Raw genomic sequence first — 22,268 nt, 5'->3', positions numbered from 1 at the left:
TTGAGTATCGCTTAGCTTTCATAATATAAAAAAACTCCTATACTTGATTATCTCGGATTATGCCCTAGAAATAAAGCGGTCCGGATTTTCAGTATACGAGCAATTTTCTTGTAGCAGCGTTTGGACTACTGAATTAATATCTGGTTTCATTTTATTTACCTTCACTTTCTAATTCTTCAATGCGTTCTTTCAATTCTTTGACTAACGGTATCAACAATAAAGCAACACGGTCATAGTTAATTCCCTCAACTTCGTTATCATCACCATACTGAACTAGGTATTCTAACCTAGCATCACGTAAATCTTCAGCAATCATACCAAAGTAACGTTCGTTAGAACCGTTTTCCTCGTGTTCATGTTTATCTATCCAAGTTGATAGCGGTACTTCAATCAATTTTAATGAATCAGCTATTGGGATATTATTTTTGATATCCAGCTTGTACTTGCGCGCTGATGATGATCTAACTAATGCACCGTCTGCTGCTACTACCACGTTAGCTGAACGAGAACTAGTTCTGTTATATGTTGGCATTGAATGAAAATAACTAGCGTTAACAAAGATTCTATCACCATTTGGTTTGGCGCCGTATGAATCTGAACCAACATATATATACGGAGCTGATCCTATACCATTCATAGTAAAATTTGCTCCCCCTGAAATAACGACTCCTTGTTCCGCTCCGCCTATTTTAGTGGGGATTAATTTATTGTTCGTGCTGTTATTTCTACCTATACTTACTCCAACAAATTTTTCAGTAGACAGCGGTGTATCATTGCCTCTGTTTTGATACCCATTGATAGAAAGCGTCAAAGAAGTTCTTGCTTTAATCAGCGCTGACATTCCATTGAACATATCACTGTTATTCGATATTTCTAAATAAGGATCAGTTTGTGGATTAAACAAAGTTGGAGCAATTAATTGCAATTTACCTTGTGCCAACAACGCTCTAGTATCGCCATTGGCTGTCGATATATATCCTTGGTCGATATTAATGTCTGTCGTGTAATCAGAGCTGTTAATTCTACCTTTCTGGAACACAACTGAACCTGTATTAAGATTGATGTTCAAGTTAGCACCAGAAATAGCACCAGATACAATGTTATTAGCGTTGATGTTAGTGATATTAACTTGGTTACCATTCAACGTCCCAACAGTTATATTCGTGGCGTTGACTTTAACAGCGTTGACCTGCTTAGCCCAAAACTTACCGTCAACTGTTGTATCGGCTGTGATATCTAAATTCTTACCAGCAATTTGAACACCAGAACTATCCTGATTGATTAAACTAATAATCTTGCCATTGTTGTCAGTCAGTGCTGAACTTATCTGTGTCGCCGTCTGTGTCTGAATACTTGAAGCTAACGTGCTACCTGTGATGATAGACGTTTTGCTCAAAGCTGTTTGGAAGTCATACGAGATGTTACCGCTTGGATCACGCACAAATTTAGATATGTTGTCTGCGGTTACTTTCACTTGTGCGATGTCAGATTGAACATCTTCTGGAGCTGGCGTCCAATCTGTTGCTGTATTGCCTTCTTCTAGCTTATAACCAGCAAATTGGATAAATCCATTTGTTAAGGCATTTTGCCCCTCCCAACGCAAAGTCTTTATACTTGTTGTTGGGTCTTTCACACACTTGAACGTTATTGATACTCTAATCCAATCTGTATGGGGTGGCAACGGTGTAGGCGTGTAAATAGGTGTCACAATTCCACCTTCATAGTATGGGGCTACATTAGTGTCTGTATCAGAGGTATTTCTAACGTAGGTAGAGAATGTATACGTCTTTCCAACTTGTAATATCCCTGCATTTTGCATCATATAGACTGGGCTAGACCATGCACCACCTGTCGAAGCAATAACCATTCCCCTGTACACATCTTTGGTTACTGTACCTCGTTGATTCCATCTAGTGTTGTCTGTCCAATCCCTAGTACCTAGCAATAAGTTTCTACCACCGACTGATAGATTATCAACCTTAGTAACAGTTGCCTCAAAGCCATCAACCTTCTGTTGTAGTTTGCTAAACTTGCCGTTACCGTCGTTAAAGGCAGATGTTATCTGTGTCGCCGTCTGTGTCTGAATACTTGAAGCTAACGTGCTACCTGTGATGATAGACGTTTTGCTCAAAGCTGTTTGGAAGTCATACGAGATGTTACCGCTTGGATCACGCACAAATTTAGATATGTTGTCTGCGGTTACTTTCACTTGTGCGATGTCAGATTGAACATCTTCTGGAGCTGGCGTCCAATCTGTTGCTGTATTGCCTTCTTCTAGCTTATAACCAGCAAATTGGATAAATCCATTTGTTAAGGCATTTTGCCCCTCCCAACGCAAAGTCTTTATACTTGTTGTTGGGTCTTTCACACACTTGAACGTTATTGATACTCTAATCCAATCTGTATGGGGTGGCAACGGTGTAGGCGTGTAAATAGGTGTCACAATTCCACCTTCATAGTATGGGGCTACATTAGTGTCTGTATCAGAGGTATTTCTAACGTAGGTAGAGAATGTATACGTCTTTCCAACTTGTAATATCCCTGCATTTTGCATCATATAGACTGGGCTAGACCATGCACCACCTGTCGAAGCAATAACCATTCCCCTGTACACATCTTTGGTTACTGTACCTCGTTGATTCCATCTAGTGTTATCCGTCCAATCACTAGTTCCTAGCAATAGGTTTCTACCACCGACAGCAAGATTATCAACCTTAGTAACGGTAGCCTCAAAACCATCGGCTCTCTGTTTTAGTGTACTAATGTTCCCAGACTGTTTCTCTTGTGCGGTGCTAAGGTCACTAACAGTAGATTTAACCCCCTCTGCAGTGTGTTCTATTTCAGACATTCTAGTGTCTTGTTTTTCATTATCTGTTTTTATGTCAGCAATGGTGCGTAAAGACTTATCAACAGTATCTTTAGCTTCATTTATTTTTGATGATAATTCACCAGTCTTTTGGTTAAAATCTGTCTGTGATATCTTTGTTTTCAGACCATCAACTGCGGTTTGTGCGGTTGTTTGTAATTTAGAAACATGGCCATTGATATTTTCCTGATACTGTGTGATGGTTTCTTTAATTTTGTTATCTTTAGTTGTGTAGTCTAGCACAACATCTTCAGGAGCAGGCGTCCAATCAGTAGGTATGGTACCTTTTTCCAACTTAGGTAATTTAATGTATACATCTAAAGCAACATCTTTAGAATTGAAGTAGATAATAATTGCATTTGTACCAGAAGCTGTTCCTGTTGAAGAAACTCTAGTCCAGTCTGTAGGAACATTTCCAGACGGCCTATTAAATGGTTCTGACCATTCAACACCAAATTGTGAATAAACACCAGTTCCTTTAATATCAATACTAAATGCCCATTGTTGGCCTTTTGTAATTATATTACTGACGTTGTCGGGTTGGAAAAAATATATACCGGCGTTGTCGGAGCCGCCTTTTGGTGATGTTATATGCCACATATTAGTGGTACTATCATAGGAAACTTCGGCTGACGTTGTAGCTGCATTGTTACCTACAACCCATGATAAAAGTTTTGAGTTTAATAGTAGGTTTCTACCTCCAACACTAAGTGCGTTAATCGTGTCACTAATATCACTTTTAGCTGTATTAACGTAACCTTGAGCTTTAGTGTCTAATGCACTAACTGCATTCTGTCTGTCCGTGACCTCTTTAGCTATTGTGTTTAGTGCGTCAGCCTTAGCTTGATTAGCATAAGTTTGTGCTTGTGAATTAGCATGAGCTACCGCTTCATTACGTTCTGACGCTTCCTTAGCAATGCCGTCTGTTAAGTCTTTTTTAGCATCAGACAAGATTCTCTGTGCTTGATTGAATTGAGATACTGCTTCACTCTTAGCGCTTGCCTCTGCTGCATTAGCTAGTGAAGCTGCCTGTGACTTTGCTGTTGCAATATCACTTGACAGACCTTGCTTCACTTCATCAATGTGCGATTTGGCTTGTGAGACTGCGTCGGTAACAGCTTTATCTATATCATCAGCGGTGGTCGGTGAAGCGAGTAACTCCCATATATTACCATTCCAACGGTATATTTCAGTACCACCATCTGGCAACTCTTTGAAAAATACATCTCCAACCTTGGGATTAGCAGGCTCTGTGTTACCAAACGTTGTGCTAGGTCTACCAATCTGGTTAATCGTCCACTGCGTTTGACTACTAGTAGTATCTGCAACAGCATTCAAGTTGTTAATCTGTGAAGTGATGCTGTTTGAACTTAAATCATCACCAAGCGACAACTCTGTTTGGTCTGGTGATAACAGGTCATACTTAACCTCAAACACGCGTGTCTTATAGCTCAAATCTCTATCACCGTGCATGATTAAGACTGTGTCGCCAAGTGATAGCCCACCAACATCAGCAACCGTAGCCGAATACTGAATTTGTGGGTGATTAACCGATTGCAAAGTTTTGTATGCCGAATTGATTAAAACATTGACATCATCAACATCATCATACGTTTTTAGTAATAACCTAGCATTACCGTTAATCTGTCCCCATTCAGCCGTAGCGTCTGGGTCTGATAGAACGATTGAGCCTTTTGGCTTATCTAATGATTTACCAGCTGACCTCTTCCATTCAACATCAGCAATGTTAATTCTGCGACCATAACCGTCTGGAGTATCAGCGTCTCCGTTGTCAATTTCTTTACCCTTACCGCGTGGCAAGATAGCGGTGTAGATGTTTGATGTATCGCTTTGACGTTCAACCGTCAGTAGGTTTGAACCACTTGCAAATACCTTTGATGTATCTGCTCCCTGACGTGCTAGGTAGTCCATATAACGACCGCTGATGGCGTTTCCTTGTATCTCAATATAAAATACAATCTCACCGCCTAACAGGTCTACAACTTTGCTGATTGCGCTTAATCGGTCAATGTAATAGAAATTAGTTGTCGCTGTGCCAGAAACGTTGACGTTGTTAAGCTCCCAATTTGAACCATCGAGTGCAATTTTCATCAGATTTAATGCACTCTGATTTCGTGGTCGCTTATCTTCAATATAACCATCAGTAGCCAGCTCTTGATAAGCCAACTCATAGGCTGAATAGTCGATTGTTTCGGTGTTATCAACACGTTCGGTCAAACGCAACATAATAAACTTGCTGTCGTTTAATGGGTGCGGTGTCGCCACATACTTTGAACCGCTTGGCAACGCCTTGCTTGCAGGTAGCGAGAACTCAAACGTTGTTGCCGTGTTAATTTTAAAGTTTAGATGTGCTGCCGTGAAATCATCATTAGTCAGCACCTTTATAATTGCTTGTTTTTTATCAAAAATATAAATCATAGTGCTTTCACCCGATAAGACAACACAATTGAACTTGCCTGTGTACTAGCAATTTTCGTGCCATTTTTAATCTTGGCTTCAAAAATATTGCTGTTGTTGATGTCGATTGTTGCATTAACTGACTTTTTAACATTAGTACTTGGTGTAAATTCTGTGACCGTCTTTTTTGTGTAGTCGATTGTGTATACATTAGCTGCTTTAAATGAGCCAACTAATGTCAACGTGTAACTATCAACCGTCAGAACGATTTTAGAGACGTCTGAGCTATTGGTTAAGACAATAGTGTCAAAGCCTTGTGCAAAGCTTAAAGACGTGTCAGAAACGGTTATAGACGTTGTACCAGACGCACTCTTTGTAGCGCCGTACTTGTATGGATCTGACATTGTTATCTCAAACACACCGGTCGTTGATAATTGACCTGCATTATCCAAGTTGTTAGCAGTTACAGTGCCATATCTTGTGTAATTAGGTTCATCTGCAAAATTAAAAGCGACTTCATTGCCTTGTAGATACTTGTTTAAGGTATCGTTTAAGGTATTGAAACCGCTATTTGTTTTAGCTGAAACCATGTACTTCACACTAATTTTGTTTGATTCTATCCGTGATGATAAAAATAAGTCGCCGTCTGCCAAACCAGTAGCCGTGGATAATGACCTTGTGAAGCTTGACCGCCCCTCAACGTTGAGAGTTTGATAGCCCACTAACTCACTATCCAATTTATGACCGTTGAACGTGATAGATTCACTTGGCAATGAAACTGACGAAGTCCCAACAGTCAGGTCTGTAAATTCATATAAGCTCAATGTGTGTCCTCCTTTCTGTTATAGTTGAACACTATTATTTCTTTTTAATAGCGCCGTTTTGCCTTGTTGATTGTTAATGTCATCAACATAAGCAGTGTAACCATGTTTATCAAATCCGATTGTGATATTAGCTGGTTGTGTCTTACTTGTATGATCTAATGTCATCACGCTTGAGTACGAACCACCAATATTATTGTTCAAAGCGTTAATTGGGTCGCCAATGGCATTTGTTGCTAAATTACCAACGCTTGTTGCAGCGTCTAAAATACTTCCAGCCATGCCACTGACGTTTTTCTGTACTGTCTTGAAGTTATCAACCAGTCCAGCGTTCAAACCAGTCATGATTGCGTTACCAGCTGGTATAAGTAACTTACGGTCGTATTGAATAGGCCCCTTATGTCTTGCAATCCAGCCAGCAATACTTCCAACGAAACTTGTCACAGGGCCCCAGCCGGACATCAATCCGCTCAAAAAACTACTAATAATTGAAGAACCGGCGTTCCAAAGACTGATTCCCTGCACTCCGCTCTTGGTTGCATTAGCAACAGAACTACCAGCGCTACTTGCGTTACCAGATTGAGAACAAATACCATCAGCAGCAGACCGACCCAAACTTGCTCCAGCACTGTTAGCCCCACCTTTTTGTCTGCTTATTGCATTCAGTGCACTAACTGCAGATTGACCACCAGCATTATTAAATGCAGCCATTCCGGCTTGAGATGCACTTTTCCCAGATGAATTAAGAATATCAGTCGCCGCAGCCATAGCGTCATACTTTTTTCCGGTAATTCCGGCTATCAAAGACTTAAGAACAACACCTCCGATTGCTTGGAATTTTTTTGAAAACGAAGCAACGACCGCAATCATTCCGGCCATTAATGCTCCTGCTAACTGAAATACATAAGGCGTTATTTCAATTATTGATTCTCCTAACTGCCCGAGCATTGCAGCAAATCCAGCTACTATTCTTGGAGCGTTATCGCTAATTGCAGAAAATACAGATAAAATCATATCTGTAAATTGTGAAACAATAATTGGAATATTAGTCGTTAAAGCTGCCAATACACCGGTTATCATCTGCAGAAACATTGTCAAAACTTTCGGTATGGCATTAGTAACTGATCCAACAATAGCAAGCATACCAGTAGCAAACATAGCAGCCATAATCGGAATATTAGTTAAAACAGTTTTAACCATGACTACTATTCCTAGTCCAATCTGCTTAAATGTTGGAACAATTTTACCGGACACTGATGTCAGTTCAACAAAAGCGTCAATCATCAAAGAAATTCCAGTTGTAGCAGCTCCAATACCAACTCCTATGCCTAATACCGCTGCTCCAAACACACCTATACCAACAGCTCCAGCAGTCAATGCTGGACCGGCTATAGCAAATACAGCAACTAATGCAGACACGGCGACGGTTACGGCAGTTAGTGCAGCAATACCAGACATTCCGGTTTTAGCTAACTTAGTGATAGACAGGACTAATAAAGCAATTCCTCCGGTAGCTAATGCAATTCCTGCTCCCATTTCTAAAATAGCTGTGCCAAGCGCTAACATACTTTTTGCACTAGCTTGTGCACCTTTACCAACCGCTTTGGTTCCTGCGGCAGCTGGAGCGCTTGTCGCTGCTACGGTTGTGTTTCCGGTTGCTATTCCCATAAGCTTTGCTACATAACTAACAATCGATTTACCGACACCTAATATAGCCTTACCGCTCCCTTTAATAACGCTACCAATTCTCCCAGCACTAGTTAAGAATGCGCCAGTAGCTGTTGTAGCAGGTCCTATAACAGGTGCTAAACCTACCATTTGTCGTGTAAAGTCAGCAAATGGACTTTTACTGTTAGCGGCCCAATCTAATGCACCATTTGTCATATCTAGAAAACCACCGGTAACCCCAGCGCTGCCAGCCGCAGCTTTATTACTCAAAGATTCCCAGTTACCACCAACCTGTTCTATCTTAGAACCTAGGTTTTTTTGCATTTCACTGGCCTGTTGTTGCAAAAACTTTGTTGCTGTTTGCGTGCTTGATGACGCTTTATTCATCTGGTCTGTAAATGCACTCCAACTTGTTGTGGCGTTTCCTGTTGTGTCTTTAACAGACTTCATCAATGGCAAAATAGCAGCCATTCCAGATGTTCCAAACATTGTTTTAAGTGCAGCAGCTTTTTCTGATGAAGTCATATTTGACATTGAATCAGATAATTCATTCAAAATAGTTGGTAGAGGTTTCATGTTTCCTTGTGCGTCAGTCATCGAAACGCCCAAATCTTCCATGACAGCCTTACCCATCTTAGATGGTGCTTGCATAAGCAACAAAGCGTGGTTAAGGTCTTGTGACGCCTGTGCCGCACTAAATCCTTTGTTAGTAAGCAATCCAATAGCCGTTGACGTTGTTGCCATGTCAATACCAGCGTTTGAAGCAGTACCGCCAATAGTAGCCAACGCCTGTTGCATGTCTTCAATCGAAGCATTTGACAAGTTAGCAGTTTGTGTCAAAATGGCAGCTGCTCTTTGAGGGCTTTTCAGCGAATCGCCCCAAATGTTCATAGACTGCTGTACAACGCTTGCTGTCGTTTGTAAATCGGCACCAGCGGCCGTGGCGGCTTCTGCAATAGCCGGAAACTCTTTCTTAATTGTGCTAATCGAAGCACCATCACGAGCCATTGCAACCATTGCATCTGCTGCGTCTTTAGCGCTCAAAGGCAATACAGCTCCCATATGGTTGGCTACATCAGCTAATCCTTGAATGTCTTTCGATGTACCACCTGCAATAACAGCCGCTTTGTTCAAGGAAGATTGGAAGTCTCCAAAGCTCTTGACGCTCTTTATTCCAATTGCGGTAACCCCTGCGCCAGCAACAGCCATGAATTTACCAACATTTGCCAACGATTGTGTGGATTTGCTTTCAAAACCAGACGCAGCCTGTGCTGCATCACCAAATGTTGAACTCAAATTCTTATCAACCGCAGATAACACAGCTTGTACTGAATAACTTTCCATTTATTGTCCTCCTTTCCTCTTTTGTTTTAACTCTTGAAGCTTTGCGAAACGCTGTTGAATAAGCGCCTCTTCTTCTCGTTTGCGTGTCAATTCGGAAGTGTAATTACTCTCAAAACTTGCACGTATTTCATCTTCTTGTTCTGCTGTATTGTAGAAATCACTAAACTTTTGATAACGTGGCTTAGGGTGCTTATCGCTCCCTTTTGTAGCTTGCACAGTCTGGTTATACCAAGCGTGTAAAGCTATATCTTCACGTCTCAAAGCCTGTTTAATAGCGTATGCTTCCATAGCTAATTGATAATCAGGCAACGTCATAGTCTCAATTTCATACATTTGATACACAGAAAAGCCTAGACGAGTAAGACTGTTCAATACAATTTCATGATATGTTTGCTCACTAGTTTTGTATTCTCCTATGTCCTCATCATCTAGGCTTGTGCGTTTTTTAAAGCCACCTTAATTGCATTGGCTGCTGACATTTCTTTAGTTACATCATCAAACAGCTTTTCAAGGTCGCCATCATAGTCATCAATAAAGTTATCGACATCATCTTGTGATGGACGGAATGCTTTGTTGGTTGAAGCAGCTGAATAAATAACATCTGCCAATACGGCTGGGTCTGCTGTGTTAAGCGCCGGGATAGACTTTGTAAGTCCCATACCAAATGAAGCACCGTTCACGTCCAGACCTGCCACCTTATCCAATTCACGAACAAACTTCACACCGAACTTCAATTCTACTTCTTTATTGTTGATTTTAACTTGCATGATTTCTCCTTTTATCGTCTCACTTCAATCGTCTCTGTCCTTGTGTTATTTAATCAATGTCCTACGGCTGCTACACTGCAGTTGACGTAACTTGCGCAACGCCATTCACGCCACCGTCAGTCTCTTTAGCCCAAGCTTTACCGCCATTGGTTTCTCTAATACCGGAACCTGCAACTTTATCCAAGCCGCGGAATACATAGTCAACGTCACTTGCCTGTTGGGATGTTAGTGTAGTCCAGCCACGCTTTGGTGTGCCGTCAACAGAGAACGTAACATCACGAGTTGAGTTATCATCAGCATCGTTGTCGTTGCTGTCTTCTGATACATCTGCTTGTACATACCATGAGAAATACTTGCCATCTGCACTCTTGCGGTCTTTGTGTACGATCCAAAATTCCATCTTGTCGCCATCTAGCAAACTGTCATAGAATGCGTCAGCAATCGCTGATGTGTTGTTAATAAACTCGATTTCAAGGTCTGTTGTAACACTTGCTTGTGTATTAACGTTGCCATCTTTTGTCACAGTTGAGTCACTGTCTCGTGATGGGTCAAATGACAATGATGTTTGCCATGGGATAAGGTCGGCTGGTTTTTTTGCAGCGTCACTCAATTTGCGTGCGAACGCTACTGCGTTGACACCTTTTAATGTTGATAATGTCATTAAATAATCTCCTTTAATCTACTGTAAATTCTAGTTGTATGTTAGCGCGCTGATACGTTGTATTTGGCACTGATGTATCAATAGACATCTGCATGCTTTGCTGGTTTGCTTGCCCATAAAACGTGTAGCTGTCTGTTTTAATATATCCAATCGCCAGATTGTAAATGTAATCAGCTATTTCACTAACTTTTTTGCGTTGTTTCTTACTGCCCCATACGTCGATTGTTAAGAACACATGGTCATTGCGTGAATACTTAGTTGTTGCACTGGTTTGTTGTGTGTTACCAATCACCACAATTGGATAATCAACCGGTTCATCTTCAAGTGGTAAATAATCATAGACATTGTAGCCGTCACTCTGTAACAAGTCGTAGTAAGTATCGAACAGTATTTTTTGTGGACTAATCATTTGAGCAACTTCTCCAAATCTGACTTAAATACCGTCTTCTCTTTTCGGAATACTGGATCAAGCAACGGTTCAGCCGCCATGAAACGAGTACCCTTTTCAGTGTAAGGATTATAATCCTTACCCATACCCACAATTCCAGTCAAACCACCGTTTTTAAATTGAACGCCAATGCTTTTCTTGGTTTCGCCAGTTGATATTTTTTTGCCCTTCAATTTACCGGTCTTGTAAACCTTTGTATAAGTTGTTGGCGCTTTTTCCATTGCCGATTGTTGCGCTCTGGTTGTATGCTTTTTAACGACTTTTGAAACTTCCGTCAAGTCTGCTCTTTCAACTAACGCCTTTTGTAGTTCTTTCAAACCATTAAAATGATAGTTTACTTGTTTCGGTTCTTTACTCATTCATCTCACCTACAATCAGCGTGTTATTCTTCAATGGTTTCCTCGTTGTAATAGGCTTATACTTCTGTGCTAAGCCGTTTACAGTGAGGTACGCCCATTTATAGTCAACGTCATTTACAAGCCGTATAACAAGGTTCTTGGTGGTGATGTCGCCGAAGTCTTGTACGCTGGTTTCTGTGCCTGTTTCAGTAACATTAGCTATTGCCTCACCAACTAATTCAGGACCGCCTACATAATCACCAACCTTTGGGTCATAGTGTTCTTTAACGTTTGAATAAAACTGAATATTGTCTGGAAATCTCATGCCACCACCTACAAAAACAAAAAACGACCTGAATTGTTATCTTTCACGCCGTTTTCATCTTTCCAAGCATCAATATCGTTTGCAAATTCATCGAAATCATTTGCGCTAAATGTAATGCTTTGTCCCTCTTGGGTATATGAACTCATACCCTCGTTAGCAAGCCGATTGTAGCGCTTTACAGACACTTCAAGTGCGATATAGTCTAAGACATCAGGGATAGGGACACTATCCTTTAAACCTAATTTAAATGACAATGCTTGCGTTGTGTTTTTGATAATAAGATTGAGAATATCATCACGCTTATTATCTTTGATTTGTAGCATAGTTTTTAAATCGCTAAGTTCCAAATCATCACCTCCTTAATAGCCGCCCCTTGCTTATTTGCACCAACTTTAATTGTTGCTGTCTTTTGACTTAATGTAATACCATTAGCCTCAGCCTTTTGCTACAACAACCTTTGTTGGGTCGTACAAGTAAGCTGTGTAATGTTCATCGGCAGTCAACACAGTAGTCTTGTTGATGGCGTTGCGTTGGTTTTCCACTTCTGCCGCGCGCTTCAAAACCAATTTCAAAGCTGGAACACTTGGGTTTACCTTAATGTAGATAGCTTGTCCTGCTGTAACCTTGTTAGATTCGATGATTTGCACGCCAAGCACTGCAAACTTAGTGCCATTTACCAAAGCATTTTGTGAAACGTCTGAACCTGTACCCTCTGCACGTGCTGCCTTGCGCAATGCTGCTGCATCTGCTGGGTTAAACAAAGCTACAACAGGTGAATCGTCTTGATCGCTATTTTTTGCAAATAGTGTCAACGCTAATTGAACACCGTCTGATGTTGCAAAAAACTTAACTGTTTGTGAAGCTGTCAATGCAGCAGCCAAGATGTCATTATCAACCTTGTTAGCGATTGCCAAGCCTAATTGTTTTGTAGATTCGCCAACAGGGTCACCATATCCAGACAATACTGCTTCATCTGTAATTTCTGTACCTTTGGCAGCTTTCTTGATCTTAACGCTCGTAGTCGTTGTACCAAGCTTATCCAATGGAATTGCTTCACCTTCTGCAACGTCTTTTGCGTCACCAATGTAAGTGAATGCTGGGAACTTCAATGTGTCACCTGAACGTCCTTGCAGTGTTGAGTCAACACTTGCCAACGGTGTGAATCGCATTGCGTTCTTAAATTCGTATGACACGATTGGTGCCAATACTTCTGGATTTACCAAATCTGCTATTTTTGTTAATGTAGACATTTATTTATTCTCCTGTAATCTGTTTAAATTGTTCTGGGTTGCTCTTCGCAAAAGCAACACGTTCTGCTGCGGTCATAGCGTTAAATTCCACCTTGCCAATATCACCATTGATTTTTGTTGCGTCATTCTTTGGTGGGTCTTGACGTAGACGGTCTTTAACACCATCGTTGATACCTTGTTGAATTGCTTGTTGTAAGCTGTCAACAACGGTTGAGATTTCATCAGCATTGCCAAGCTTAACCAACGATTCAGCTAAATCAGTAGGCAATTCACGCTCTTTCAACAGGCTTGATACGTTGACAGTTAATTCACGCTGGTTTAATTCTTTTTCACGTGCTTCAAGTTCTGCAAGGCGTTGCTTTGCCTCTTCTTCCGCCTTTTCTTTAGCGGACATTGTAGCCAACTTCTCACCCTCTGTCTTGCCTTGTTGAATTGCTTCAGCCAACTGTTTTTCAAAGTCAGCCTTTTGTTTTTCCAAGACTTTTGCAGTGTGCTTATCCATCAAACTGTCAAGTTCACTCTGCGTTAATGTCTTAGTCTCTTCTGGTTCCGGTTGTTTTGGTTCAAGTGGCTCTTTTGGTTCTGGTTCTGTCATGATAATTTCTCCTTTGTATTAGTCCATACACGTTGATTAGCGCTTATATTGCCCCATGCACGATTAAACCCACACACGACACGCTAACAACCCATACACGCTATTTAACAGCCTTTTAATGTCATGCTTAGGACAAAATAAAAACACCAACTTTCGTCAGTGTTCAAGTTATTCATAATAAGCTGCTAAACTGCAGCGGCAATTGGGATGGAAAGGGTAATTTGGTTCATGATCTATTTTATAGATACCTTCACCTCGTAAACCACCCTCTGAAGCAGCGACACAATAGCGACACGCACCAGATTCAGCCATCCACTTGACATACTCAATATCATTTTCACGGTAGCTGTCTTTCTGTGCTTGTCCTATCACTCGTGTAAACTCTGTTCGTGCTAGTCGTTCGGTGATATACCTAGCGTTATCTTTGTATTGACCGTTTAACAAACTTCGCAAACGTCTTGCAATCACATTAGAGTTCTGTCCTTGAATGATATTGTTAGTCAGTAACACGTCTAATTCAGCTTTTAAACTGTCTGTGTTCTGCCATATCCTTTGACTAAAGTTAGCACCATCAACTTGTGCAGCCACTATCTTAAATAGCTTAGTGTGTGACATTGGTACGACTGTTGAAGCTAGAATACCAGCCTGACGTGCCTTTTCGGCGACATACTTGTCTGATAATTCTTGTTGTAGGTCAACATCAGTATCAACACCAGCCTTAACCAGTGATAGTGCAACCTGTGATTTGAGATATTCCAGTCTATTGATACGCATTGTAGCGTTATAGATTTTCATTCGTCTGTTCATTTCGGCTGTAAAGTCTGTTTTAGCAGCGTTTCTGCCTAACTTGTCACGCAATTTGTTAGCGTATGCCACCAACTCTTTTGCTTCACGTTCATAAGCTTCGATGTCGGCTGTTTCAACAATATTACGTTCAAAGCCACGTAATTCAAGTCTTGCATATTCGGATTCAATCTTGCGTGTAATGTCATCAATAACTAAATCATACCGTCTGACAATATCATCAGTATTCGTAGCCTTATTCATGTACGCTTGCTCTTGTTTGAGACGCTTTTCCCAATATTTATTAGTTTGTTTCGGTCTCTGTGCCATTTGCGTCATCTGCCTTTTCTGAATCTACTTGCACACCATAACTATCTCTAGCTTGTTGTACCTGTGTAGCCTGCTCTTGCGCTAACAAATCGGTAATTTCACTAGGGTCAGTCACGTTCGGTAGAAACTGATACAGATACTCTTGTGGCACTCTGGCGCCTGCACTAACCACTTGTGCAATGGTTGCAACGTCATCAACCGGCATGTTATCTGTAAACACAAATCTAATCTCGTTTGGATCTACGCTCATACCACTTGCTGACAGATTTTCTAATGCTTTGATGATGTTATAGCGTTGATACAAACCGACTTCAAAAGCCTTGCGTTTGGTACTTGCTAATTCAATCGTTCCTAACACCTTATACTTCATAGCAACACCACTAGCGTTACCTGCAAAGTTTTCATCTGTTAAATCAGGTGTATGTGAGAACTTATGAATATCATGCGCCAGCCTATCCTTGTATGCTTCTGTACCAGTCACATCATATTCTTTGTGGATATAGCCTGCGTCAACGTTCGTCTGTTGACCTGTCATTGATACGCCAGACTTTAACAGCAACATGTTAGCCGACTTCATGGACTTCAACATTTCCATTTTGTCTTTAGCTAACTGCATTGCTGCACTCTCATCTGTTGGGTCAATACCACTCATCATGCTTGAACCTTGCAACAATGTATCAATATCACCCTTGATGACAAGCATAGCGTCATTTAAATCAGTCATGTAGTTGGCTGTGTCTGATTGTGCTGCATCATATAAATCAATCAGCGGAATAACGTTCTCAAAATCACCAATTCTAAACTTATTGTTCTTGTACTCAATCATTGGGAACACGTACAGTTCACTTGTTTCATCTTGTACAGGTGTGCCATTAATTGAGGTTGGTTGGTAGCTTGTGTATTCTGCTGAAGTCCACGTCTCAACACGATACTCGTTCGAGATAACATCATCATCAATGGTATCAATCAAGTGATAGCGCACCGCCATAATTGGTTGCGGCTCAACATCTAGTGAGTAGATGATAAACGTTTCTAGTGGGCTTAATGCTACGCTATGTTCAATGTCATCATGTCCTCGGTACACATACTCATAGGCACGTCCAAAACGTGTCATATCTAAGAATAGATCACTGTTAATCTCATCAAAGTTGTTGATGTCTTCAACTGTATCAAGTCTCGTGTCATCGTCATGTTGAACAGAAATGGCATTACCAACGCTGAATGACGTTTGAAAGTCAGCAATGTATTTACCAAATGAGTGTACGGCTCTGTGGTCTGCCTTGTCTTCATCAACACGGCGGCTCTCGTGTTCTAAAATACCAACATTCAACCCTTTGTAATACTCGTCTAACCTTTCAAGTCGTGGTCTCTGATACTGATTATGATGTTTGACAAACTGCATAACACGTTGTGGCGTCAGATTATCCAAGCTGTCTTGATAGATTAAATTAGCTTTTTGATTATCACTAAAAATCTTTTGCATTGTAACTCCTTTATAGTCCTAAATTCTTGACGGCTTGCGCACGTTCTTGATAGCTCATGTAGTGATTATTTGCAACGAACATGTATTGTTCCATTGCATATCTCAAGGCATCACAATTATGTACAATAAAACCACCATTAACAGCAAAGTTATGGTGGTTTCTTACATACATGTCATAAACGTCTTCATAGCCGGAAAATTTAATTGACTTTATTTTCACGCCTTTTGGCAAACGAGAGCTTCGAGGCGCAACTACGTGAGCAGGTTTCTTTTTTTGAATATTTGTTTGCGCTGAATTTATTGCCACAAATTACACACGTCCTTTCTACATCATCAATGTGGTTATTTCTACGCCATTTTGACTTGCAAGCGTTGGAGCAGAAACGGTTGTGACCGTTATCTTGTGCTGAAAATGTTTTCCCACATTGTTCACAGACAAATTCCTTTTTGGAATATAGCTTGTCTTTCATCATCTCGTAATGCTTCATGTGCCACTCGTGTCCTTCGGCAGAAGCGTGCCATTTCGGAGCTGATTCAATCCCGAGCTGGTGGAACTCAGCGAACCACTCATGATTGTTTTTAACATTTTCGACACCATGCAAGTGCTGGTGGTCATGCGAAGAAAGACAGACCAGATTGGAAATATCATTGTTGTCTTTGTTTTTATCAATGTGATGGACGTCATAACCTGGCTTTATTGTACCGTGGTACTTTTCCCACATATAGCGGTGCAATCGTTTCGGCTTTATTTCTTTTGCGATAAACTGGTTGCACTGCCAATATCCGCTTTGTTTATCCTTTACAAAACGATAGCCATCAACAATAACAGATTTCATAAGATCATCTCCTTGCATACATTATACCATGCATAGAGTATCTTAGTGAACTAAATTGAGATAATCTCATCATCTTCTGTCAAATCAGCTAACTCTTTCCAACCATTTTTGGTCAGAAACTTATGGTCTGATGTAGCTTTGACTGTTCTTCCGTCTTCCAGCTCGACTTCAAACACTGGCGCATGTTTTCTTGTCTTACATACATTGCTAAACTCATCAACTACTACATTTCCAGTTTCAGTATCAAGACTATAAACATTACCAGATTTTCCTACTAGCTCACTGATTGGCTTGCTACCGTTAGTAGTCTCAACCAATGTATTACCAGTCAAGCAGGCGTGGTTATTTTCATCTTTAGGCTTGTTTAACCAGTTGCCCAGCTTATCTTTGTCATACACATAAGTGTTCATCTCACTTAATAGTCCTTTAACTCTTGGGTGTATAACATAGTGATAGCTCTGCATGTACTGCACGCCTTGAATCACACTGTCTTTACCCTTACCAGCCGTACGTAGATTGGGTACACCGTAAACACTAGCTAATTCAGTTGTTAGACGCTGTTCTGCGCTATCTGCTGTGATTGGCAAGCCATAAGCCTTATGTTGCGCTAATGCCTGCGCAATCGCCTGTGTGAGCATTCCTTGTTGATAGAACTCATCATAGACATAAACAACTCTGTTTGTTTGGTCTATCGCCATGAACTCACCAGCGGTTGGATCGTGTTTAAATCCAAAGTCTAATCCTATTGACTTAGGCAGTTTAGCAATCTCTTCCATGCTGAAGTCTCTTTGTTCAAACAAACCGTCAAACACAAGCCCCTCTGATATACCCCAGTCGCCAAACACAGCAACTTTGGCACGATTAGGGTTGCGCACAACCATTTCTTTCATAGCTTCGATAAAATCATCGTTCAGGTGGTGATTATTCTTATATGTGGTTGTAAACGCTAGTGTATTGTTGCGTCTTGTATCAACATCAAAGAACTCACGCTTTAACCAATGTCTGTCACTCCACGGGTTAAATGTAATGACGTGCTGATAAAAGCCACCGATAGGCAACTCGCCACGCATAGATTCAATCACAGTCTGGAATGAATCATCACTTTTTAACTCATAGGCTTCTTCCCACCAACTACGGCATATCTTTCCAACCGTTGTTGTAATTGATGTGATTTTCAAAGGGTCGTCCATTGAACGAAAGAACACCTTTTGTTGTGTCGGCTTGTAAGTTATTTCAAGCGGGCTAACGGTGAATTTGAAGTAATCATCTAGTCCCATGTAGTGAACAGCCCACTTAATGATGGCAAACGTACTATCTTTCTGTGTATTCTGGAATTGTCTTACAACTAACCAATTAACATACGGATAGCGCAATATATCAATCACAACCTTGAATGCGGTGGCTACTGACTTACCACTAGCACGCGCGCCTTTCAATGCAATGTATTGCTGCTTTGATGTGTACAGCTTGTAATAAGCCTTATCAACCATTTCAGGAACATCAATCACTAAATCATTCGCCATTGTTGTCCTCCTGCTCTGGTAACACGATATTCACATTGACACTGCTATTTTGTTCACCGTCCGCCATGCGCTTAGCTTGTATCTGTGCCACATCAGCTTGAGCGCTCAACTTGCGTATCTGTTGCTCAATGAGTTTGTCATTGTTTGGATAACGTTTAAGTATCTCTTTTAAGGCACTAATTCTTGTCTTTAAATCTGCTTCTTTCTCGACTTTCTCAACACTCACAGGAGTTGCCACAACGACCGTTTCTTTCTCTTCACCTCTAGCTATACTAGTAAGCAGTTCAACGGCTTCTGTGTAGCTCATAACGCGTTTTGACGCTATTTCAGCCATGCGCTCTTCTATGTATGCTTTAACCATAGGTTTTGATAGGTTTTCAGCACCTATAACCTGCGCCGTCTTCTTACTATAACCAGCTTCAATCGCTGACTGCGTTGCGTTTCCAGTCTTGATATACTCATCAGCAAACTTCTTCTGCTTTGGCGTTAATTTCATGTCATTGTGTCACCTCCTTTCAAATTCACTGCAAAATAAAAAGCGCTTATGCGCTTAATTCGTTTTATTGCTTGGAGTCTTTTCCGATATCATATCCGATTTTTAAACAACTCAAAGCTATTCCAATGATGGATAATACTAATCCCCATGGTATATCACTCATTTATGTTTCTCCGAATCGTTTAATATTTTTTCTTTCTCATTTAAAAGTTTGAATCTTTTATCAAGCAAGTTATCTATCAGTTTATTTCTTTCATCAATGTCTCTTACAATTTTGCTTGCACAATTCATCATCAAAAATGAAACTAAAAACAACAAAATGGCTAATAACATTAATATTAAAGCGAGATAATCATTATTCATATCCTTCTCCTAAACGTGCCACTCGGCAACTAACTTGTCGCTATCATATTCAAGGGCATATAGCTCTTTTTTGGATAACGTCCAACCGTTCATAATCTCATACTTATCATTGGGCTTAACTGTTCCAAGTTGTCGGCTAATCACACCACCGTTGTCAACTGTCTTCTCGTTATGGAAGTGACCTTTATGGATTTCACGACTGTGGGATAGCGACCAGACACCACCAAACTCATTTGCAAATAGCATAGGCAAGTTCTTAGGTGCTAAGTCACCATGAGCCAACATAATACCCACGTTATCCAATAAATACGCATCACGAAATTTAATGTTGTTCTTAATGACTGCTTGTGGGTACTTGGCTTTCAAATACTCCATGAACATGTACTCCATGTTCCCTGAATGATTGCCTGCCATTTGTTTGATGTGAAGCGTCATACTATTTTGCAACGCAGCAGTGACCAAGACGTCAAAGAACTGTTTAGCGTCCTCAACGGCTTGTACCATATTAACCTCATCAAGTAGCGTGCCTTTTAAAGTCTGTGATGACCACATCTGACTAGAATGGAATAGATCACCCAACTGTTCAATCACAATCGTTTTGTAACCTTTATTGATAAGCTCTAACAGCCTGTCTAAGTGACATTTGACATCAATCATGGTAGTTATACCAAAATGTAAATCAGGAAGCGGTACAACCAAATTGTGCGTGTCTCGTGCAACCTGATTGACTGTGTATTGCTTAATGTCTGCTTTGAACAGATTAGCAATATCCTGCGGCGTTAATTCATCATCTGACTTTGGCTTAACCGTAATCTTAGACTGGTACAAATCAATCAAACCATTCTCTTGGCTGTTCTGTTGCCAGAAGTTATTACGTGCTGATACGATATCCCAATCATCAGGATTAAATCCATGCGCTCTTAATACGAACTCTGGGTCTTTAGCCTGTTCAGAAGTCATTTGCATTGTCGTAGATGATGTTGTGCTACCGTCCTTATTGATGACGATTTCAGTGCCGCGTTTCACATCTTTGACTTTATTATTGGTTTGTTGATTAGGTGTGGTTCTGACACGTCCATTGGTTGAACCTGTGCTAAGATATTGTGATACTGTTCGCCTACTAAAGTTTTCACCAAATTCATCAAACAATCGTTGCGCTATCTTCCTAGATGACAAACCTTGCTGTCCTAGCTCAATAACTCTATTCTTATGTTCATCAGTCCATTTTGTGTAGCCCATTATCGCCACTTCCTATCATCATAAAAGGCATCTTTGCGCTTGTCTGTATTCGACTTGCGTTTAGATGCCTTCTTGTGTTTCTTATTATATTTTTGTTGCTTGTCTAGCCTGCGGTAGATGTTTAATTCATCATCACTAGCGACAAGGCCATACTCGCCATCTATTTTCATAGTTTCTCTTTTCAATAAAAAAGCACCCGTTAAGGTGCGCGTATGTCACATATGTAAAACAGGTCGATTTCGACCTGTTTAGTTTTTATGTACGCAATCGCCTGAGAACCGTCAAAGAACTTAATGCGATTGTTTGCTATGTAGTAACCCCATCGATACCATCTCCGAAGCCAGTAGATTTATATACTGTTGTTTGTTTGCCAAAGCCGCAAAATGCAAACCAACTCGTCAGTCGTTTTTATTGAAATTAATCAATCTGGTTCTATCTTTTTACGGATTATACCGCAGCTCTCTATGTACGCAATCGCAGGCAAGCGACTGCTATTAAGTTGTGCGGACGTACCGCAATGTGAATGTTCTGGACTCGAACCAGACGTAAGCCTACTTTACATTCACTCACAGAAATCGCCTAACTAGTATAAAGTCGCACTATGGAAGTCACTTTAAAGACTTTGGCGGCTATGGTGATAACTGTTATCTCCTAAAAGGAGTATTGACAGGGTAAGGATTTGCACCTTACATATTTGGTTAGGTGCTCAAGTCAGCGAACCCAATAACCCCAAACTACATACGAAGACTGACCGTTTATAGCGTCTACCTATTCCGCCACCTGTCATAATGATAGATATTCCAACCTATCGTATTTTCACATACACAGTGGCTTTTTCCGAAGCGTGTGTAATTTACGACCGCTCGGTGTAACGGTCTTGGTTAGTCATCTGGAACTAATCTATAAGTACAGCTTATATTTAACGACTAATGACTAACCATACATTTGCTTTTAATGGATTAGCAATAACCCTGTTTCAAATTATTTCATGTTACAAATATAGCACCGTTTTATTGTATAAAAAGTCAGAAAACAGCTTGCAATATACATCTGACTACAATACAGCACCGAGAATATGTTTAACCTCTGAACGCCATGCCTTTGCTGTACTTTCGGATATATGGAACTGCTGTGCTACCTTTACCCACGTGACAGACTTGCTTGCATAATAATACGCAACTACTTTCTGCTTGTCTGGCTCAAACGTGGCTATCCAGCGTTCGACATCTTCCTTTTGCTTTTTGAGACTGTTAAGGTATCTGTCTTCATCAACTCGTACGTAAGTATCTTCAATTGGACGTGTATGTTTGTTCTGCGCACGACCGCCACCGATATTCTCATCAACTTCTTGACTGTCATACCGTATTGTTTCTTCACGCTGTTCAATTTTCAACTTGAGACGACCAGAGAAGTAGTCTCTCAAAATGCTATCAACTCTATCCGCCATGTCTCCCTTTCTACCCTAGTTTTCTACAATCACAATTTCCATAAAACTCGCAATACGTTCTTCATAGCCATGCAACTCATCTAACTTACTTTGAATAGATAAATTAGTATCACTCACTAATTTCAAACTGTTATCAATATCAGATAGTTTTGTCACCAGCGACTTTTTGATTGCAGAAATTTCTTTGACTGTTGCTTTCTTTTTCTTTTCGATTAGATCATTAGCGACCTTTTGAAATTTAGCAAAACTTGCAGCATCTAAAATGAC

Annotated in this window: 22 protein-coding genes and 1 pseudogene; all 23 read right to left on the bottom strand. The window is 40.6% G+C overall.

What is annotated here, in order from left to right:
• Positions 1-151 precede the first annotated feature (151 nt).
• Positions 152-5,305 carry a phage tail spike protein gene (locus tag IEU71_RS07920; RefSeq protein ID WP_084011448.1) on the bottom strand — a complete coding sequence of 1,718 codons (5,154 nt, stop codon included), beginning with the start codon at positions 5,303-5,305 and terminating at the stop codon, positions 152-154.
• On the bottom strand, positions 5,302-6,108 hold the full coding sequence (locus IEU71_RS07915; RefSeq protein ID WP_004912517.1) for a distal tail protein Dit: 807 nt from the start codon (positions 6,106-6,108) through the stop codon (positions 5,302-5,304). The genes IEU71_RS07920 and IEU71_RS07915 overlap by 4 nt, the downstream gene beginning before the upstream one ends.
• Before the next feature lie 18 nt (positions 6,109-6,126).
• Positions 6,127-9,117 (bottom strand): phage tail tape measure protein, encoded by a 2,991-nt coding sequence (locus IEU71_RS07910; RefSeq protein WP_004912514.1) that lies wholly within the window; start codon positions 9,115-9,117, stop codon positions 6,127-6,129.
• Positions 9,118-9,450 (bottom strand): hypothetical protein, encoded by a 333-nt coding sequence (locus IEU71_RS07905; RefSeq protein WP_233127260.1) that lies wholly within the window; start codon positions 9,448-9,450, stop codon positions 9,118-9,120.
• 95 nt (positions 9,451-9,545) lie between these two features.
• On the bottom strand, positions 9,546-9,884 hold the full coding sequence (locus IEU71_RS07900) for a tail assembly chaperone (RefSeq protein WP_004912507.1): 339 nt from the start codon (positions 9,882-9,884) through the stop codon (positions 9,546-9,548).
• Positions 9,885-9,954: 70 nt separating this feature from the next.
• Positions 9,955-10,545 (bottom strand): phage major tail protein, TP901-1 family, encoded by a 591-nt coding sequence (locus IEU71_RS07895; RefSeq protein WP_004912501.1) that lies wholly within the window; start codon positions 10,543-10,545, stop codon positions 9,955-9,957.
• 13 nt (positions 10,546-10,558) lie between these two features.
• Positions 10,559-10,954 (bottom strand): tail completion protein gp17, encoded by a 396-nt coding sequence (gene gp17 / locus IEU71_RS07890; RefSeq protein ID WP_004912499.1) that lies wholly within the window; start codon positions 10,952-10,954, stop codon positions 10,559-10,561.
• Positions 10,951-11,352: an HK97-gp10 family putative phage morphogenesis protein gene (locus tag IEU71_RS07885; protein ID WP_004912495.1), complete on the bottom strand. Its 402-nt coding sequence runs from the start codon at positions 11,350-11,352 to the stop codon at positions 10,951-10,953. The genes gp17 and IEU71_RS07885 overlap by 4 nt, the downstream gene beginning before the upstream one ends.
• On the bottom strand, positions 11,345-11,656 hold the full coding sequence (locus tag IEU71_RS07880; RefSeq protein ID WP_004912493.1) for a hypothetical protein: 312 nt from the start codon (positions 11,654-11,656) through the stop codon (positions 11,345-11,347). Before IEU71_RS07880 ends, IEU71_RS07885 begins: the two co-directional genes overlap by 8 nt.
• Positions 11,657-11,664: 8 nt before the next feature.
• On the bottom strand, positions 11,665-12,003 hold the full coding sequence (locus IEU71_RS07875; RefSeq protein WP_004912489.1) for a phage head-tail connector protein: 339 nt from the start codon (positions 12,001-12,003) through the stop codon (positions 11,665-11,667).
• Positions 12,004-12,090: 87 nt separating this feature from the next.
• Positions 12,091-12,906, bottom strand: coding sequence for a N4-gp56 family major capsid protein (locus IEU71_RS07870; RefSeq protein ID WP_004912486.1), 816 nt, complete (start codon positions 12,904-12,906; stop codon positions 12,091-12,093).
• A gap of 4 nt (positions 12,907-12,910) precedes the next feature.
• Positions 12,911-13,501: a DUF4355 domain-containing protein gene (locus IEU71_RS07865; RefSeq protein ID WP_004912483.1), complete on the bottom strand. Its 591-nt coding sequence runs from the start codon at positions 13,499-13,501 to the stop codon at positions 12,911-12,913.
• Positions 13,502-13,669: 168 nt separating this feature from the next.
• Positions 13,670-14,614 carry a minor capsid protein gene (locus IEU71_RS07860; RefSeq protein ID WP_004912480.1) on the bottom strand — a complete coding sequence of 315 codons (945 nt, stop codon included), beginning with the start codon at positions 14,612-14,614 and terminating at the stop codon, positions 13,670-13,672.
• Entirely contained in the window at positions 14,589-16,097 is a 1,509-nt protein-coding gene (locus IEU71_RS07855; protein WP_004912477.1) for a phage portal protein, read from the bottom strand. Before IEU71_RS07855 ends, IEU71_RS07860 begins: the two co-directional genes overlap by 26 nt.
• Positions 16,098-16,107: 10 nt before the next feature.
• Positions 16,108-16,317: a hypothetical protein gene (locus IEU71_RS07850; protein WP_267878705.1), complete on the bottom strand. Its 210-nt coding sequence runs from the start codon at positions 16,315-16,317 to the stop codon at positions 16,108-16,110.
• A complete protein-coding gene (locus IEU71_RS07845; RefSeq protein ID WP_004912472.1) occupies positions 16,298-16,933 on the bottom strand; it encodes an HNH endonuclease signature motif containing protein in 636 nt (211 codons plus the stop codon). Before IEU71_RS07845 ends, IEU71_RS07850 begins: the two co-directional genes overlap by 20 nt.
• 50 nt (positions 16,934-16,983) lie before the next feature.
• Positions 16,984-18,456, bottom strand: a complete 1,473-nt coding sequence (locus IEU71_RS07840) for a PBSX family phage terminase large subunit (RefSeq protein WP_004912470.1) — start codon at positions 18,454-18,456, stop codon at positions 16,984-16,986.
• Positions 18,446-18,952, bottom strand: coding sequence for a terminase small subunit (locus IEU71_RS07835; RefSeq protein ID WP_004912467.1), 507 nt, complete (start codon positions 18,950-18,952; stop codon positions 18,446-18,448). The genes IEU71_RS07840 and IEU71_RS07835 overlap by 11 nt, the downstream gene beginning before the upstream one ends.
• Positions 18,953-19,111: 159 nt before the next feature.
• A complete protein-coding gene (locus IEU71_RS07830; RefSeq protein ID WP_004912465.1) occupies positions 19,112-19,315 on the bottom strand; it encodes a hypothetical protein in 204 nt (67 codons plus the stop codon).
• A 9-nt stretch (positions 19,316-19,324) separates the two neighbouring features.
• Complete coding sequence (locus IEU71_RS07825) at positions 19,325-20,554, bottom strand: helix-turn-helix domain-containing protein (RefSeq protein WP_004912462.1); 1,230 nt, start codon at positions 20,552-20,554, stop codon at positions 19,325-19,327.
• A complete protein-coding gene (locus tag IEU71_RS07820; protein WP_188349638.1) occupies positions 20,554-20,724 on the bottom strand; it encodes a hypothetical protein in 171 nt (56 codons plus the stop codon). The genes IEU71_RS07825 and IEU71_RS07820 overlap by 1 nt, the downstream gene beginning before the upstream one ends.
• Before the next feature lie 884 nt (positions 20,725-21,608).
• The gene (locus IEU71_RS07815) at positions 21,609-22,001 is read right to left on the bottom strand and encodes a DUF722 domain-containing protein (protein WP_004912459.1); all 393 of its coding nucleotides are present in this window, start codon (positions 21,999-22,001) and stop codon (positions 21,609-21,611) included.
• A gap of 15 nt (positions 22,002-22,016) precedes the next feature.
• A pseudogene (locus tag IEU71_RS07810) lies at positions 22,017-22,268 on the bottom strand (hypothetical protein); the annotation flags it as partial.

It is taken from the genome of Leuconostoc falkenbergense, from assembly GCF_014634805.1.
Lineage (GTDB): Bacteria > Bacillota > Bacilli > Lactobacillales > Lactobacillaceae > Leuconostoc > Leuconostoc falkenbergense.
Note: the sequence above shows the minus strand (reverse complement) of the source record. Positions and strands in the feature narration are given on the sequence as shown.